The organism is Streptomyces sp. NPDC005141 (genome assembly GCF_053599975.1).
On sequence record NZ_JBSFYW010000009.1, the window covers coordinates 159,806 to 173,820 of the forward strand.

The following is a 14,015-nucleotide window of genomic DNA, read 5'->3' on the forward strand; positions in this document are numbered from 1 at the left end:
GGATAGGGAGTTGGCGTGCGGGTGCCGTTCACCGTACGGCGTTCAGACGCGCGCCGAAGTCATCGCCAGCGAATGCAGGAACCGCATCAGCGTCATCAAGGTGTCGCGGCTCGAGGCCCTGCGGCGCGCGTCGCATTTCACGATCGGGATCTCCTCGGCCAGGTCGAGCGCGACCCGCAGGTCCTCGACCGGGTACCGGGGCGCGTCGGGGAAGTCGTTTATCGCGACGACGAACGGAACACCGCGCTCCTCCAGGCGGCCGATCACGTCGAAGCTGACTTCCAGCCGGCGGGTGTCGATCAGGACGACCGCGCCGAGCGCTCCCTCGAACAGGCCGTTCCACAGGAACCAGAAGCGCTCCTGGCCCGGTGTGCCGAACAGGTAGAGCACCAGCTGGTCCGTGATGGAGATCCGGCCGAAGTCCATGGCCACGGTGGTGGCCGTCTTGGTCTCGGAACCGTAGTTGTCGTCGACTCCGATGCCGGCCTGCGTCATGGTCTCCTCGGTCGTCAGCGGCTTGATCTCGCTGACGGAGCCCACCATGGTCGTCTTGCCGACTCCGAAGCCGCCCACGATCACGATCTTCACCGCCGCCTGCGCGGTGTGCGGCAGGTGGTCCTCGGCACGAGGGCCCGTGACGGTGTCAGAGCTTTTGAAGTCCATGCATCACCGCTTCGAGGAGGGAACGGTCGGGGAGCGCCTGCCGGACGATCGGGGCGCGCGCCTGTACCAGTTCGGCCGTCAGCAGCTCGGTGAGCAGGACGGTCACCACGCTGTACGGCAGATTGAGATAGGCCGAGATCTCGGCCACGGACAAGGGGGCCTTGCACAGCCGCAGCAGCGCCGACTGCTCCGGTTGGGCGGCGGGCGGCGGCGTGGCGGCGCGCGCCACGACCAGGGTCACCAGGTCGAGGGCGGCCCGGTCGCCGCCCTCGCCGCCGCCCGTGAGCACGTACAAGCGCTCGGGGTTCTTCGGTTTGCCCTGGCCCTCCTCCCCCTCGTCGCCTTCCGGGCCGACGAGGGGGGAACCCGTTGCGGGGGGTTCCGGGGGCTGCTCCTTGGGTTGGCGCCGCCGGCGTTGCGGAGGAGTCATACGGTCTGCCCGTTGCGCCTCGGCGGACTCGTCAGATGGGCGCCGATCCGTACGACGAGGTCGCGCATGCGGTTGCTCATCAGTCCCGGTTCCGCGGTCTGGTTGGCGAGCACCGCGAGGTAGGCGTTGGCTCCGGCCGACATCAGGTAGAAGTAGCCGCCGTTGATCTCGATGATGACCATGCGCATCCGGCCGTCGCTCTTGGGGATCTCGCCCGCGACGGCTCCGGCCAGACTCTGCAGGCCCGCGCAGGCCGCGGCGACCCGGTCGGCGGCGTCCGGGTCGCCGCCGTAGCGGGCGATGCGCAGACCGTCGGCGGAGAGCACCACGATCTGCTGGATGCCTGGCACCCCGTCGGCGAGATCCTTGAGCATCCAGTCGAAGTTGGCTCGCTGCTGGATCACTTGAGGTCCCCCTCGTCGTCGGCCTCGGCAGGTGCCGGCTGGTTGTCCGTGCTGAATGCGGTCGGGTCCGGGTCGCCCTTGAGTCCGTTCATGAACGCTTCGACCCACAGCCCGGGTTCGGGTTCCTTCTCCTCGGGTGTGGGCTCGGGCGACCATGCGGACGGGATGCCGGTGGCCTCGGCGGCCTCCTGCTCGGCCCGCGCCTCGGCGAACCGCTGGCTGAGCGGGACCTTGACGCGGCTGCGGCGCTGCGGCAGGCCGCCCGGCGTCCACTCCGTGACCACCGGGACGTCGTCCTCGCCGAGGTCGCCGCTCGACGAGGGGATACGCGGGCCGGTGGTCGGCCGGCGCTTCTTGGGCTTGCGCGCCGGTCCCTCGACCCCTCCGTTGTCGATGCCGGCCACGGAGGTGGCTCCGATGCCGTGCGCGAGACCGGGGGCGAAGTCGGTGGTGAGCATGTCGCGCGGTGCGACGAGGACGGCGCGGACACCGCCGTACGCGGACTGCCGCAACGAGATCTGCATGCTGTACATCTGCGCGAGTCGTCCGACGACGGCCATGCCGAGCCGGGGTGCCTGGCCCATCACGTTCGGGTCGACGCCCGCCGCGGCCAGCCGCAGCAGCTCCTCGATCTTGCCGCGGGCCTCGTCGCTGAGGCTGACGCCGCCGTCCTCGATCTCGATGGCGACGCCGGTCTGCACCTCGATGGCCGTGACGTGCACCTTGGTGTGCGGCGGCGAGTAGCGGGTGGCGTTGTCCAGGAGCTCGGCCAGGGCGTGGATGAGCGGTTCGACGGACACACCGGTGACGGCGACGTCGACAATGTTGTGCAGCTCGATGCGCCGGTACTCCAGGATGCGGGACATCGCACCGCGCAGAACGCTGAACAGCGGTACGGGCTCGGGCCACTGGCGTCCGGGGCGGCCGCCGCCGAGCACCGCGATGGAGTCGGCGAGCCGGCCGATCAGCGCGGTGCCGTGGTCGATGCGCAGCAGGTCGTCGAAGACCTCGGGGTTGCGCCCGTGGTCCTCCTCCATCTCGCGGAGTTCGTTGTTCTGCTGGTGGACGATGGCCTGGACGCGCCGGGCGATGTTGACGAAGGAGCGCTGCGCGGCGTCGCGCATCGACTCCTCGGCGTCGACGATCTTGAGCAGCTTCTTCAGCAAGTCCTGCTGGGACTTGGGAATTTCGCGGTGCTCCGGGGTGCCGCGACCCAGGGTGCGGACCACCTCCGGGGGTGAGTCTCCGTCGTGCAGTCGGTCGAGCGCGTACGGAAGGATCTCCCGGGTGAAGCGCACGATCTCCTGATCGTGCGCGGCGATGCGCTGTTCAAGGGAGGCGGTGCGGCTCGCGAAGTCGGCCCGCAGCTCACGGGCGACCCGGCCGCGGCGGACGGCTTCGCCGCCGATCGCGATGACCAGCAGTGTGGCGAAGCCACCGCACAGGGCGACCGCGGCCCGGGCCGGCTCCGTCACCGCGGCGACGGCGGCGCCGGTCGCCACGGCCATCAGTATGGCCGGCAGCAACAGCACACGCGCGTAGGGAAGTTCACGGCCACCGGGAGGCGATTGAACACTCACCATGTATGCCCTCTGAGACAAGTCGGCTGGGGTGGGGGAGGTTTGTGGGGGAAACGGCATGGATCGGAACGGATCAAACGCGATCTTCGGAACTTTTGGGAACAAGCGCACGAATACATCTCAACTCGGCGCGCTGCGGGCGAGCTTAGTCCGACCGGATCATCGCTGTGTCATATTCAGCAAGCACCTGAAATCGCCCAAGCGACTGGAGTACCCTCGGCCCCATTTGCACGCTGCGCCCCCACTCGCACACGGTGCGTGATGACGTCCGGGTAGGCGAAATCCACACCTCTCCGGGGTGAAGCGGCGGTGAAGACCCTCAGATTCCGGCGATGCGCAGCGCCGCGTCCGCCGTGGCCTCGGCGAAGGCCGACACCGGGCGCTGCGGATCGGAGCGGTGCACGAGGATGACTCCCTCGATCAGCCCGAACAGCAGATCCGTCCGCAGATCCAGCTCACTCTTGGCGAGCGCGCCGCCGGCCGCCGTGGCGGCGAGCAACTGGCGGTAGGTGTCCTTGAGCTCGGCCCGTACGGCATGGAAGCCGGCGAAGCGTTCGGCGCGTACCTCGGGCAGCAGATAGAGGCCGCCGAGGTTGTGCGGGCCCCCGCAGAGCACCTCCACGTCGGTGCGGCACAGCTCCCACAGCCGGCCCTCCGCCGGCGCCGCGTCATCCGCGAGGAGCTCGCGGGCGAACGCGAGCGAGGGCGTGACCGTGGACTCCAGGAGCTCGGCGAGCAGCTCCTCCTTGCCGGACACGTAGTGGTACATGGACGCCTGGCGCATACCCGCCCGCTCGGCGACGGCCCGGGTGGTGGTGGCCGCGTACCCCCGCGTGGTGAACAACTCGGCGGCGGCGTCGAGCAGTTCGGCCCGCGGGGTCAGCCCGCTGTCCGGCCGCTGCGCGGCCCGCGGCCTGCCGACCCGTCGCCCGCCACCTGTTCCCATGCGTTCGATCCTCGCACACGCACGGCGCGCCGCCGGGTGGCCGCGGCCCGTGCGGCGGACCCCGGGCGGCGGTGCGCGGGCGCGGACCCCGGCCGCCCCTCGGGGTGCGCCTTCCGTGAGGGACAGGTAACCGCGCGGCAACACCCGGGACACGGCCGCGACCCACCCCGCCCCTAATTTCTGTCGGGCGACAGAAATGACCCAGGAGCCGGAGGACCCGCGATGGCGACAGCGACCACACACGGAGCACGCGATCACGCCCGAGCCCAGGAGGGAACCCGCGCCGAGGCCATGCCCGTGGTCCCCGCGGGCGACTGGCCGGCGCCGCCCTGCGAGGCGGGCCATCTGGTGTGGGCGGAGACCGTGGCGGGCGGCAACTACACGCACAAGGTGCTGGCCCGGGGCACCGAACTGCGCCTGACCGACGTCACGGGCGACGCCTGCGCGCACCTCCTGCTGTACGTCGCGGACCGCCCGTGGGAGCGCCTGAACGTCGCCGACACGGTCAAGGTCCAGTGGAACGCCTACCTCGGCCAGGGGCAGTTGCTCCTCTCCGACCAGGGCCGGGTGCTCGCCTCCGTGGTCGCCGACTCCTCCGGCCGGCACGACGCGCTGTGCGGCACCTCCACGCTCGTACGCAACACCGGGCGGTACGGGGACGGAACTCCGCAGTCCGCGTCCCCGGCCGGACGTGAGCTGTTCAAGCTGGCCGCCGCCAAGAACGGGCTCGCGCCCCGCGATCTGCCGCCCTCGCTCTCCTTCTTCCAGGGCGTGGAGATACGCGACGACGGCTCACTGGACTTCACCGGCTCGGCCGGCCCCGGCGGCAGCGTCACCCTCCGCGCCGAGCAGGACGTCACCGTGCTGATCGCCAACGTGCCGCATCCGGCCGATCCGCGCCCGGACTACACGAGCACCTCCCTGGAGGTGCTGGCCTGGCGCGCACGGGCGACCGCGGCGGGCGACCCGCTGTGGGAGGCCACCCCCGAGGGCCGCCGCGCCTTCCTCAACACCTCCGAACACCTTGCCACGAGGGGGCTCGCATGACCCACGTCACCGTCCCGGCCCGCGCCGCCTGGTCCGCGGTCGTCCGCGCCGGCGAGACGCTCACCGTCACCGACCTGCACGGCAACCAGGCCGTCGACTTCCTGGTGTACGCCGCGGAGGACACCGCCGTCCGCTACAGCGCGCCCGACACGATCCAGGCGCAGGGGAACATCTACCTGACGACGGGCAGTGTGCTGATGTCGAACGAGCACACCCCGCTGATGACCGTCGTCCAGGACGAGGTCGGCCGGCACGACACGGTCGGCGGCGCCTGCTCCAAGGAGTCGAACACCCTGCGCTACGGGCACCACACCTGGTCCCAGCACGCCTGCGTGGACAACTTCCTGGCGGAGGGCGCCCGTCACGGCCTCGGCAAGCGCGACCTCGTCTCGAACATCAACTGGTACATGAACGTGCCGGTCGAGAAGGACGGCAGCCTCGGCATCGTCGACGGCATCTCCGCACCGGGGCTCAGGCTGGCGCTGCGCGCCGAGCGCGACGTGATCGTGCTGGTCTCCAACTGCCCCCAGATCAACAACCCGTGCAACGGCTTCGAACCGACGGCGGTCGCCATGACGATCGGGGCGTCCGCATGACCTTCGACACCCTGCTGATCACCAACCGCGGCGAGATCGCCGTCCGGATCATCCGCAGCGCCCGCGAACTCGGCCTGCGCACGGTCGCCGTGTACTCCGACGCCGACCGGTCGGCACCCCACGTCCGGCTCGCCGACGAGGCCGTACGCCTCGGCCCGGCCCCCGCGAAGGAGTCCTACCTCGACGGCGACCTGGTCCTGAAGGCCGCCAAGGACACCGGGGCCGGGGCGATCCACCCCGGCTACGGCTTCCTGTCCGAGGACGCGGCGTTCGCGCGGCGCTGCGAGGACGCCGGGATCGTGTTCGTCGGACCGACACCGGAACAGCTGGAGCTGTTCGGCGCCAAACACACGGCGCGGGCGGCGGCCCAGGCCGCGGGGGTGCCGCTGGCACCGGGAACAGGACTGCTCTCCGGCCTTCCCGAGGCCCTGGAGGCGGCCGGCCGCATCGGCTACCCCGTGATGCTCAAGGCCACCGGCGGTGGCGGCGGCATCGGTATGTCGGCATGTCGATCGGCTGATGAACTGACCGAGGCCTGGGACCGGGTGCAGCGCGTCGCCGCCGCCTCGTTCTCCTCCGCCGGGGTCTTCCTCGAGCGCCTGGTCGAGCACGCCCGCCATGTCGAGGTGCAGGTCTTCGGCGACGGCCGGGGCCGTGTCGTCACCTTCGGGGACCGCGACTGCTCGCTGCAGCGCCGCAACCAGAAGGTCCTGGAGGAGGCCCCCGCTCCGGGCCTGCCCTCCGCCGTGCGCGACCGACTCGCCTTCGCCGCCCGCGAGTTGTGCGCCTCGGTCGACTACCGCTCCGCCGGGACGGTCGAGTTCGTGTACGACGCCGCCCACGAGGAGGCGTACTTCCTGGAGGTCAACACCCGTCTCCAGGTGGAACATCCGGTCACCGAGGAGATCTACGGCGTCGACCTGGTCGGCTGGATGCTCCGCCTGGCCAGGGGCGAGTCCGAGGTCGTACGGGACCCCGGAGCGCCCCGCGGTCACGCTGTCGAGGCCCGGGTGTACGCCGAGGACCCCTCGCGCGAACACCGGCCGAGCGCGGGCCTGTTGACCCGGGTGGAGTTTCCCGGCGGCGTCCGCGTGGACGGCTGGGTCGAGACGGGCACCGAGGTGACCACGTCGTACGACCCGATGCTCGCGAAGATCATCGCGTACGGCCCGGACCGGGCGCACGCCCTGGAGCGGCTCGACGAGGCGCTGGCCAGAACCCGGGTGGACGGTATCGAGACCAACCTCGGTCTGATCCGGGCCGCGCTCGCCGAACCGTCCTTCCGGCGGGCGGCGCACTCGACGGCCACCCTGGCCCGCGTCGGCGATCCCACCCCGCGCATCGAGGTCGTGTCCGGCGGCACGCTCACCACCGTGCAGGACTGGCCCGGCCGCACCGGCTACTGGCAGGTCGGAGTCCCGCCGTGCGGCCCGATGGACGACCTCTCCTTCCGGCTCGGCAACCGGTCGCTCGGCAACTCCGAGGGCGCGCCCGGGCTCGAATGCACGCTGCAGGGACCGACGTTGAGGTTCACGCACGCGACGACGGTCTGTGTCACGGGAGCTCCCGCGCCGGTCACGGTGGACGGGGCCGCGGTCGCCCAGTGGGAGCCGGTGACCGTGCCGGCCGGGGCGGTGCTGGAGGTCGGCGCGCCCGCCGAACACGGTCTGCGCACCTATGTCCTGTTGGCGGGCGGGGGCCTGGACGTGCCCGCCTTCCTCGGCAGCGCCTCCACCTTCACGCTCGGCCGGTTCGGCGGCCACGGGGGCCGGACCCTGCGGACCGGAGACGTGCTGCACGGCGGCGCGGTCACGGCGCTCGGGACACCCGTGCCGTCCGGCGAACGTCCCGGCTTCACGGCCGAGTGGCGGGTCGGCGCCCTCGAAGGACCGCACGCCGCACCGGAGTTCTTCACCGAGGACGACATCCACGACTTCTACGCGGCCGACTGGAAGGTCCACTTCAACTCGGCCCGCACCGGCGTCCGGCTCATCGGCCCGAAGCCGCGCTGGGCCCGCACGGACGGCGGCGAGGCCGGACTGCACCCGTCCAACATCCATGACACGCCCTACTCGGTCGGAGCCGTCGACTACACCGGCGACATGCCGGTGCTGCTCGGCCCGGACGGCCCCTCCCTGGGCGGCTTCGTCTGTCCGGCGACCGTCGTCAGCACGGAGCGCTGGAAGCTCGGCCAGTTCCGCCCCGGCGACACGGTGCGCTTCGCGCCGCTGGCCGAGGACGGTTCGGAGCGGCCCGCGATCGTCGACGGCGGCGTGCTCGCCCGGGACGGCGATGTGACGTACCGCCGCAGCGGCGACGACAACCTGCTGGTCGAGTTCGGGCCCATGCAGCTGGACCTGGCCCTGCGCATGCGGGTGCACGCCCTGATGGAGGCGGTCACGGAGGCGGATCTCGACGGCGTCACGGATCTGACGCCGGGCATCCGCTCGCTCCAGATCCAGACGGACCCGCGCCGTCTGCCCCAACGCGAACTCCTGGACGCCGTACGGCGGACGGTCCGCGCCCTCCCCCCGAGCGACCGGCTCGTCGTCCCCTCCCGTACCGTCCATCTCCCGCTCTCCTGGGACGACCCGGCCACCCGCGAGGCGATCGCCCGCTACATGGCAGGTGTCCGCGACGACGCGCCCTGGTGCCCGTGGAACATCGAGTTCATCCGCCGCGTGAACGGCCTGGACTCGGTGGACGACGTCTACCGCACGGTCTTCGACGCGGAGTACCTCGTCCTCGGCCTGGGCGACGTGTACCTGGGCGCCCCGGTCGCCACTCCGCTCGACCCCCGCCACCGTCTGGTCACCACGAAGTACAACCCGGCCCGCACCTGGACCGCCGAGAACTCGGTCGGCATCGGAGGCGCCTACCTCTGCGTCTACGGCATGGAGGGCCCCGGCGGCTACCAGTTCGTCGGCCGGACGACCCAGGTGTGGTCGGGATGGCAGCAGCGCGGCGCGTTCGAGCCGGGCTCGCCCTGGCTGCTGCGCTTCTTCGACCGGATCAAGTGGTACCCGGTGGAGGCGGACGAACTCCTGGAGCTGCGGGCCGACATCATCTCCGGCCGCTTCGTGCCGCGCGTCGAGGAGGGCACCTTCTCGCTCGCCGCGTACGAGACCTTCCTCGCCGAGAACGCCGAGTCGATCGCGGAGTTCCGGGCCGGACAGGGCCGCGCGTTCTCCGCCGAACGGGATGCCTGGGAGGCGGCGGGCGAGTTCACCCGCGCGGAGGCGGCGGGGACCCCACCGGCTCCGGCCGCCGAGGTGAGCGTCCCGGAGGGCGGCCGGCTGATCGAGGCCGAGTTCGCCGCCTCGGTGTGGCAGCTGAACGTGGAGCAGGGCGAGACGGTGACGGCGGGGCAGCCCTTGCTCGCCCTGGAGGCGATGAAGATGGAGTCGCGCGTCCCCGCCCCGATCGACGGCGTGGTCCGGCAGATCCTCGCCAGACCGGGCGACCAGGTGGAGGCGGGCACGGCGCTGGTGGTACTGGCGCCCCTGGAACCGTAGGCACCGTCCGTGGAACCGCCGGCGCCCGCACCCGCCGCCGTCCACACCCGCCCGCCCGCACCCGCCCGCCCGCCCGCCCGCCCGCACCCGAGGGAACCACCCCAGCACAAGGAGTTCCGATGTCCGCCCTCACCCGAGTCCGCATGGCGTACGCCCGCATCGAGGCCGCGGACCGCCCCGAGATCTGGATCGACCTGCGCCCCCGGCGGGAGGTCGAGCAGGAGGCCCGGGCCATGGACGCCCGTGCCGCCGCCGGTGAACGCCTCCCGCTCGCCGGCACGCTGTTCGCCGCGAAGGGCAACATCGATGTGGCGGGCCTGCCCACCACCGCCGGCTGCCCGGCCTACGCGTACACCCCGGAGGCCGACGCCCCCGCGGTCGCCCGCCTCCGCGCGGCCGGATCCATCGTCCTCGGCACCACGAACCTCGACCAGTTCGCCACCGGACTGGTCGGCACCCGCTCTCCGCACGGCGCCGTCCGGTGCGCCCTGGACCCGGAAAGGATCAGCGGCGGCTCCAGCTCGGGATCGGCCGTGGCGGTGGCCCTCGGCATCGTCGACCTCGCCCTCGGCACGGACACCGCCGGCTCCGGCCGCGTCCCCGCCGCGTTCAACGGCATCGTCGGCCTCAAGCCGACCCGCGGTCTGGTGCCCACGACCGGTGTCGTCCCGGCCTGCGCCTCCCTGGACTGCGTGACCGTGTTCGCCCGCACACTCCCGGAGGCCGAACAGGCCCTCGCCCACCTGGCCTCCCCCTCCGGACGCGCACTGCCGCCCCTCGAGCAGCGCGCGCCGGGACCCTGGCGCATCGCCGTCCCGCCGACGGCACAGCTCGGTGAACTGGACGAGGGCTGGGCCGAGGCGTACGAGGCTGCCGTGCGTCGGCTCGTGGCGGCCGGGGCCGAGGTGCGCACCCTCGATCTCACCCCGTTCACCGAGGCCGCCGCGATGCTCTACGAGGGCGCCTTCGTCGCCGAGCGCTACACGGCGGTGGGGAGCTTCATCGACAAACTGACCGCCGAAGGGGGCGCCGGTCTCGACCCGACCGTCGCGGGGATCATCACCCGTGCCCGGGACGTCCCGGCCCACCGGCTGTACGCCGATCAGGAGCGGCTGGCCTCGCTGCGCACCCGGGCGCTCGCCGGACTGGCCGACGCGGACGCGCTGCTCCTGCCCACCGCGCCCGGCCATCCCACGCTCGCCGAGGTCGCCGCCGACCCGCTGGGCGCCAACGCCCGCCTGGGCCGCTTCACCAACTCCACGAACCTCTTCGGCCTGGCGGCCGTCGCCGTCCCGGCCGGACGGACACCCGCCGGACTCCCCTTCGGCGTGATGCTGATCGGACCCGCGTTCACCGACGAGCGGCTCGCGCGGATCGCCCGCTCGCTGGAGCCGGGGACGAGCCTCGCCGTGGTGGGAGCGCATCTGTCCGGCCAGCCGCTCAACACGCAGTTGCTGTCCCTGGGCGCGCGCCTCGACCGTACGACCACGACCGCCGCCGTCTACCGCCTGCACGCCCTGGACACCAGCCCGCCGAAGCCGGGCCTCGTCCATGTCGGCGCGGGCGGCGGCGCCGTCGAGGCCGAGGTGTGGAACCTCCCGGCGGACGGCCTCGGACGCCTGCTGACGGCGCTCCCCCGACCGATGACGCTGGGCAGCGTCGAACTGGCCGACGGCAGCCGCGTGCCCGGATTCCTCTGCGAACCCGGCGCGCTGAACGGCGCGCCCGACATCACGGAGTACGGCGGCTGGCGCGCCTATCTGAGCGCCCGCCCGGGCCGCTGAGCCGGCCGGGTCGCCGAGCCGCCCGGACCGTCGGCGGCGCCCCCGCCGGAACGGGCGCGGCCGGTGGGGCGCCGTCTCCCGGAAGGGAGGACGGAACACCACCGGCCGCATCGTGCTCGGCTCACCGCCGACCGGGCGCCGCCGGCCGTCAGCCCACCGACGAGTACGCCACCACTCCGCGGAGCAGGGCGTCGACCGCCTTGCGCGCGTTCTTCGCGACCGTCGACTTCTCGCCGCCCGAGACGGGCGCGGCGGCCGCGATCTGGCCGAGGACGTCGATGACCTGCTTGCACCAGCGCACGAAGTCACCGGCGGGCATCTCGGCCTCGCGCAGCACCTCGTCGAGGCCCTTGCCGGACGCCCACTCGTGGGCGGCCCAGGCGAAGCCGAGGTCCGGTTCGCGCTGGCCGACACCCTCGGTCTGGCTGATCCCGAAGTCCTCCTCCAGCGCGTCGAGACGGCCCCAGATGCGGACCATCTCGCCGAGCGCGGCCTTGGCCTTGCCGGACGGCACCTTCGGCGCCATCGCGTCGTCGGCGACCCGGGACTCGTACACCAACGCCGAGACGCAGGCGGCCAGTTCCGCGGGGGCGAGCCCGTCCCAGACACCGGCGCGCAGGCATTCACTGGCCAGCAGGTCGAGTTCGCCGTACAGCCGGGCGAGCCGCTTGCCGTGCTCGGTGACCGCGTCGCCGCGCAGATAGTCCAGCTCGGTGAGCAGGGCGACGATCCGGTCGAAGGTGCGGGCGATGGTGTTCGTCCGGCCCTCGATACGGCGCTCCAACTGTGAGGTGTCGCGCTGCAGTCGGTGGTAGCGCTCGGCCCATCGGGCATGGTCCTCGCGGTCGTTGCACCCGTGGCAGGGGTGCGCGCGGATCGCCGTGCGCAGCCGGGCGATCTCACGGTCGTCGGCGGCCTCGGAGCGCTTCTTGCGGTGCCGGTCCGGGACGATGTGCCCGGCCTTGGTCCGCAGGGCGGACGCCAGGTCGCGCCGGGACTGCGGTGAGCGCGCGTTGAAGGACTTGGGGATCCGCATCCGGTCGAGCGCCTCGACCGGCACCGGGAAGTCCATCGAGGCCAGCCGCTTCACCTGGCGCTCGGCGGTGAGCACCAGCGGACGCGGGCCGTCGTGCTGCTCGAAGCCCCGGTGGCCGTTCGACCTGCCCGCGGGCAGCCCGGGGTCCAGCACCAGCGCCAGCCCCGCGTACTTGCCGGTCGGCACATGGATCACGTCACCCGGCTTCAGCTTCTCCAGGGCGACGGCCGCTTCGGCCCGGCGCTGCGACATGCCCTGCCGGGCCAGCTCGGTCTCGCGGTCCTTGAGTTCGCGGCGCAGCACCATGTACGCGTCGAAGTCCCCGAGGTGGCAGGTCATGGACTCCTTGTAGCCCTCGAGGCCCTCCTCGTTGCGCTGCACCTGCCGGGAGATCCCGACCACCGACTTGTCGGCCTGGAACTGCGCGAAGGACGTCTCCAGAAGCTCGCGCGAGCGGTGCCGCCCGAACTGCTCGACCAGGTTCACCGCCATGTTGTACGACGGCTTGAAGCTGGAGCGCAGCGGATAGGTGCGCGTGCCCGCGAGTCCCGCCAGGTGTTCGGGGCTGAAGCCGCGCTGCCACAGCACGACCGCGTGGCCCTCGATGTCGATGCCGCGGCGGCCGGCGCGACCGGTGAGCTGGGTGTACTCGCCGGGGGTGATGTCGGCGTGCTGCTCGCCGTTCCACTTGACGAGCTTCTCCAACACCACCGAGCGGGCGGGCATGTTGATGCCCAGCGCCAGGGTCTCGGTCGCGAAGACGGCCTTGACCAGACCGCGGACGAAGAGCTCCTCGACGACCTCCTTGAAGGTCGGCAGCATGCCCGCGTGGTGGGCCGCGATGCCGCGCTCCAGACCCTCCAGCCATTCGTAGTAGCCGAGGACGTGCAGGTCCTCGTCCGGGATGGAGGCGGTGCGCTCCTCGACCAGTTCGCGGACTCTGGCGCGCGCCGCGTCGTTGTTCAGCCTCAGCCCGGCGTGCAGGCACTGCTGCACGGCGGCCTCGCAGGCCGCCCGGCTGAAGATGAACGTGATGGCGGGCAGCAGCCCTTCGGAGTCGAGCCGCTCGATGACCTCGGGGCGGCCGGGTGTCCAGATCCGCGAGCGCTGTCTGCGCTCACGCTCCCGGTCGGCCTCGCGCATCGCGCGGCCCCGTCTGCGGTCCTGGTACGACGGACGGCTCGCCTCCATGCGCGCCATGCGCGTGAGGTCGGGGTTGACGGCCTTCCGCTGGCCCTCGCCCTCCTCGAAGAGGTCGTACATCCGGCGTCCGGCCAGCACATGCTGGAAGAGCGGGACGGGACGGTGCTCGGAGACGATCACCTGGGTGTCGCCGCGCACGGTGTCCAGCCAGTCGCCGAACTCCTCCGCGTTCGACACGGTCGCCGACAGCGACACCAGGGTCACCGACTCGGGGAGGTGGATGATCACTTCCTCCCAGACGGCGCCACGGAAGCGGTCGGAGAGGTAGTGCACCTCGTCCATCACCACGTAGCCGAGGCCGAGGAGGGTCCCCGAGCCCGCGTACAGCATGTTCCGCAGGACCTCGGTGGTCATGACGACCACCGGGGCTTCGGAGTTGACGCTGTTGTCGCCGGTGAGCAGGCCGACCTTGTCCGCGCCATAGCGCCGGCACAGGTCGGAGTACTTCTGGTTGGAGAGCGCCTTGATCGGTGTCGTGTAGAAGCACTTCTTGCCCTGCTGGAGGGCGAGGTGGACGGCGAACTCGCCGACGATCGTCTTGCCCGAGCCGGTGGGCGCGGCCACCAGCACACCCTTGCCCGTCTCGAGCGCCTGGCAGGCCTCGATCTGGAAGGGGTCGAGGCCGAAGTCGTACATCTCGCGGAAGGAGGCGAGCGCGGTGGCCTGCTCGACAGCGCGCCTGCGTGCTGCCGCATACCGCTCGGCCGGTGAGAGGTCCTCTGTCATCGTGCTTTCGAGACTACCGGGACGCACTGACATCAGGACGATCATTATCCGTATCAGATGCTGTGAAACATCGGATCCCCGCAGC

General features: G+C 71.9%; 10 protein-coding genes. 4 read left to right on the forward strand and 6 right to left on the reverse strand.

Annotated features, from left to right (window positions below):
- Positions 1-42: 42 nt before the first annotated feature.
- The 5 genes from ACWD68_RS10135 to ACWD68_RS10155 form a co-directional block, all read right to left on the reverse strand.
- Positions 43-663 carry a GTP-binding protein gene (locus ACWD68_RS10135; RefSeq protein WP_451805994.1) on the reverse strand — a complete coding sequence of 207 codons (621 nt, stop codon included), beginning with the start codon at positions 661-663 and terminating at the stop codon, positions 43-45.
- Positions 644-1,093, reverse strand: a complete 450-nt coding sequence (locus ACWD68_RS10140; protein WP_451805995.1) for a DUF742 domain-containing protein — start codon at positions 1,091-1,093, stop codon at positions 644-646. Before ACWD68_RS10140 ends, ACWD68_RS10135 begins: the two co-directional genes overlap by 20 nt.
- Positions 1,090-1,497: a roadblock/LC7 domain-containing protein gene (locus tag ACWD68_RS10145; protein ID WP_266756789.1), complete on the reverse strand. Its 408-nt coding sequence runs from the start codon at positions 1,495-1,497 to the stop codon at positions 1,090-1,092. Before ACWD68_RS10145 ends, ACWD68_RS10140 begins: the two co-directional genes overlap by 4 nt.
- Positions 1,494-3,080, reverse strand: coding sequence for a sensor histidine kinase (locus ACWD68_RS10150; RefSeq protein ID WP_451805996.1), 1,587 nt, complete (start codon positions 3,078-3,080; stop codon positions 1,494-1,496). Before ACWD68_RS10150 ends, ACWD68_RS10145 begins: the two co-directional genes overlap by 4 nt.
- 316 nt (positions 3,081-3,396) lie before the next feature.
- A complete protein-coding gene (locus ACWD68_RS10155) occupies positions 3,397-4,023 on the reverse strand; it encodes a TetR/AcrR family transcriptional regulator (protein ID WP_351547047.1) in 627 nt (208 codons plus the stop codon).
- A gap of 222 nt (positions 4,024-4,245) precedes the next feature.
- On the opposite strand from ACWD68_RS10155, the gene ACWD68_RS10160 reads away from it, so the two are divergent.
- The 4 genes from ACWD68_RS10160 (at position 4,246) to atzF (ending at position 10,965) form a co-directional block, all read left to right on the forward strand.
- The gene (locus ACWD68_RS10160; RefSeq protein WP_451805997.1) at positions 4,246-5,070 is read left to right on the forward strand and encodes an urea amidolyase associated protein UAAP1; all 825 of its coding nucleotides are present in this window, start codon (positions 4,246-4,248) and stop codon (positions 5,068-5,070) included.
- Positions 5,067-5,666 carry an urea amidolyase associated protein UAAP2 gene (locus ACWD68_RS10165; protein WP_451805998.1) on the forward strand — a complete coding sequence of 200 codons (600 nt, stop codon included), beginning with the start codon at positions 5,067-5,069 and terminating at the stop codon, positions 5,664-5,666. The genes ACWD68_RS10160 and ACWD68_RS10165 overlap by 4 nt, the downstream gene beginning before the upstream one ends.
- Positions 5,663-9,181, forward strand: coding sequence for a 5-oxoprolinase/urea amidolyase family protein (locus ACWD68_RS10170; protein WP_451805999.1), 3,519 nt, complete (start codon positions 5,663-5,665; stop codon positions 9,179-9,181). The genes ACWD68_RS10165 and ACWD68_RS10170 overlap by 4 nt, the downstream gene beginning before the upstream one ends.
- A 119-nt stretch (positions 9,182-9,300) precedes the next feature.
- Positions 9,301-10,965 carry an allophanate hydrolase gene (gene atzF / locus ACWD68_RS10175; protein ID WP_451806000.1) on the forward strand — a complete coding sequence of 555 codons (1,665 nt, stop codon included), beginning with the start codon at positions 9,301-9,303 and terminating at the stop codon, positions 10,963-10,965.
- 148 nt (positions 10,966-11,113) lie between these two features.
- On the opposite strand, the gene ACWD68_RS10180 is transcribed toward atzF, so the two are convergent.
- Positions 11,114-13,975 carry a DEAD/DEAH box helicase gene (locus tag ACWD68_RS10180; protein WP_451806001.1) on the reverse strand — a complete coding sequence of 954 codons (2,862 nt, stop codon included), beginning with the start codon at positions 13,973-13,975 and terminating at the stop codon, positions 11,114-11,116.
- Between the last annotated feature and the right edge of the window lie 40 nt (positions 13,976-14,015).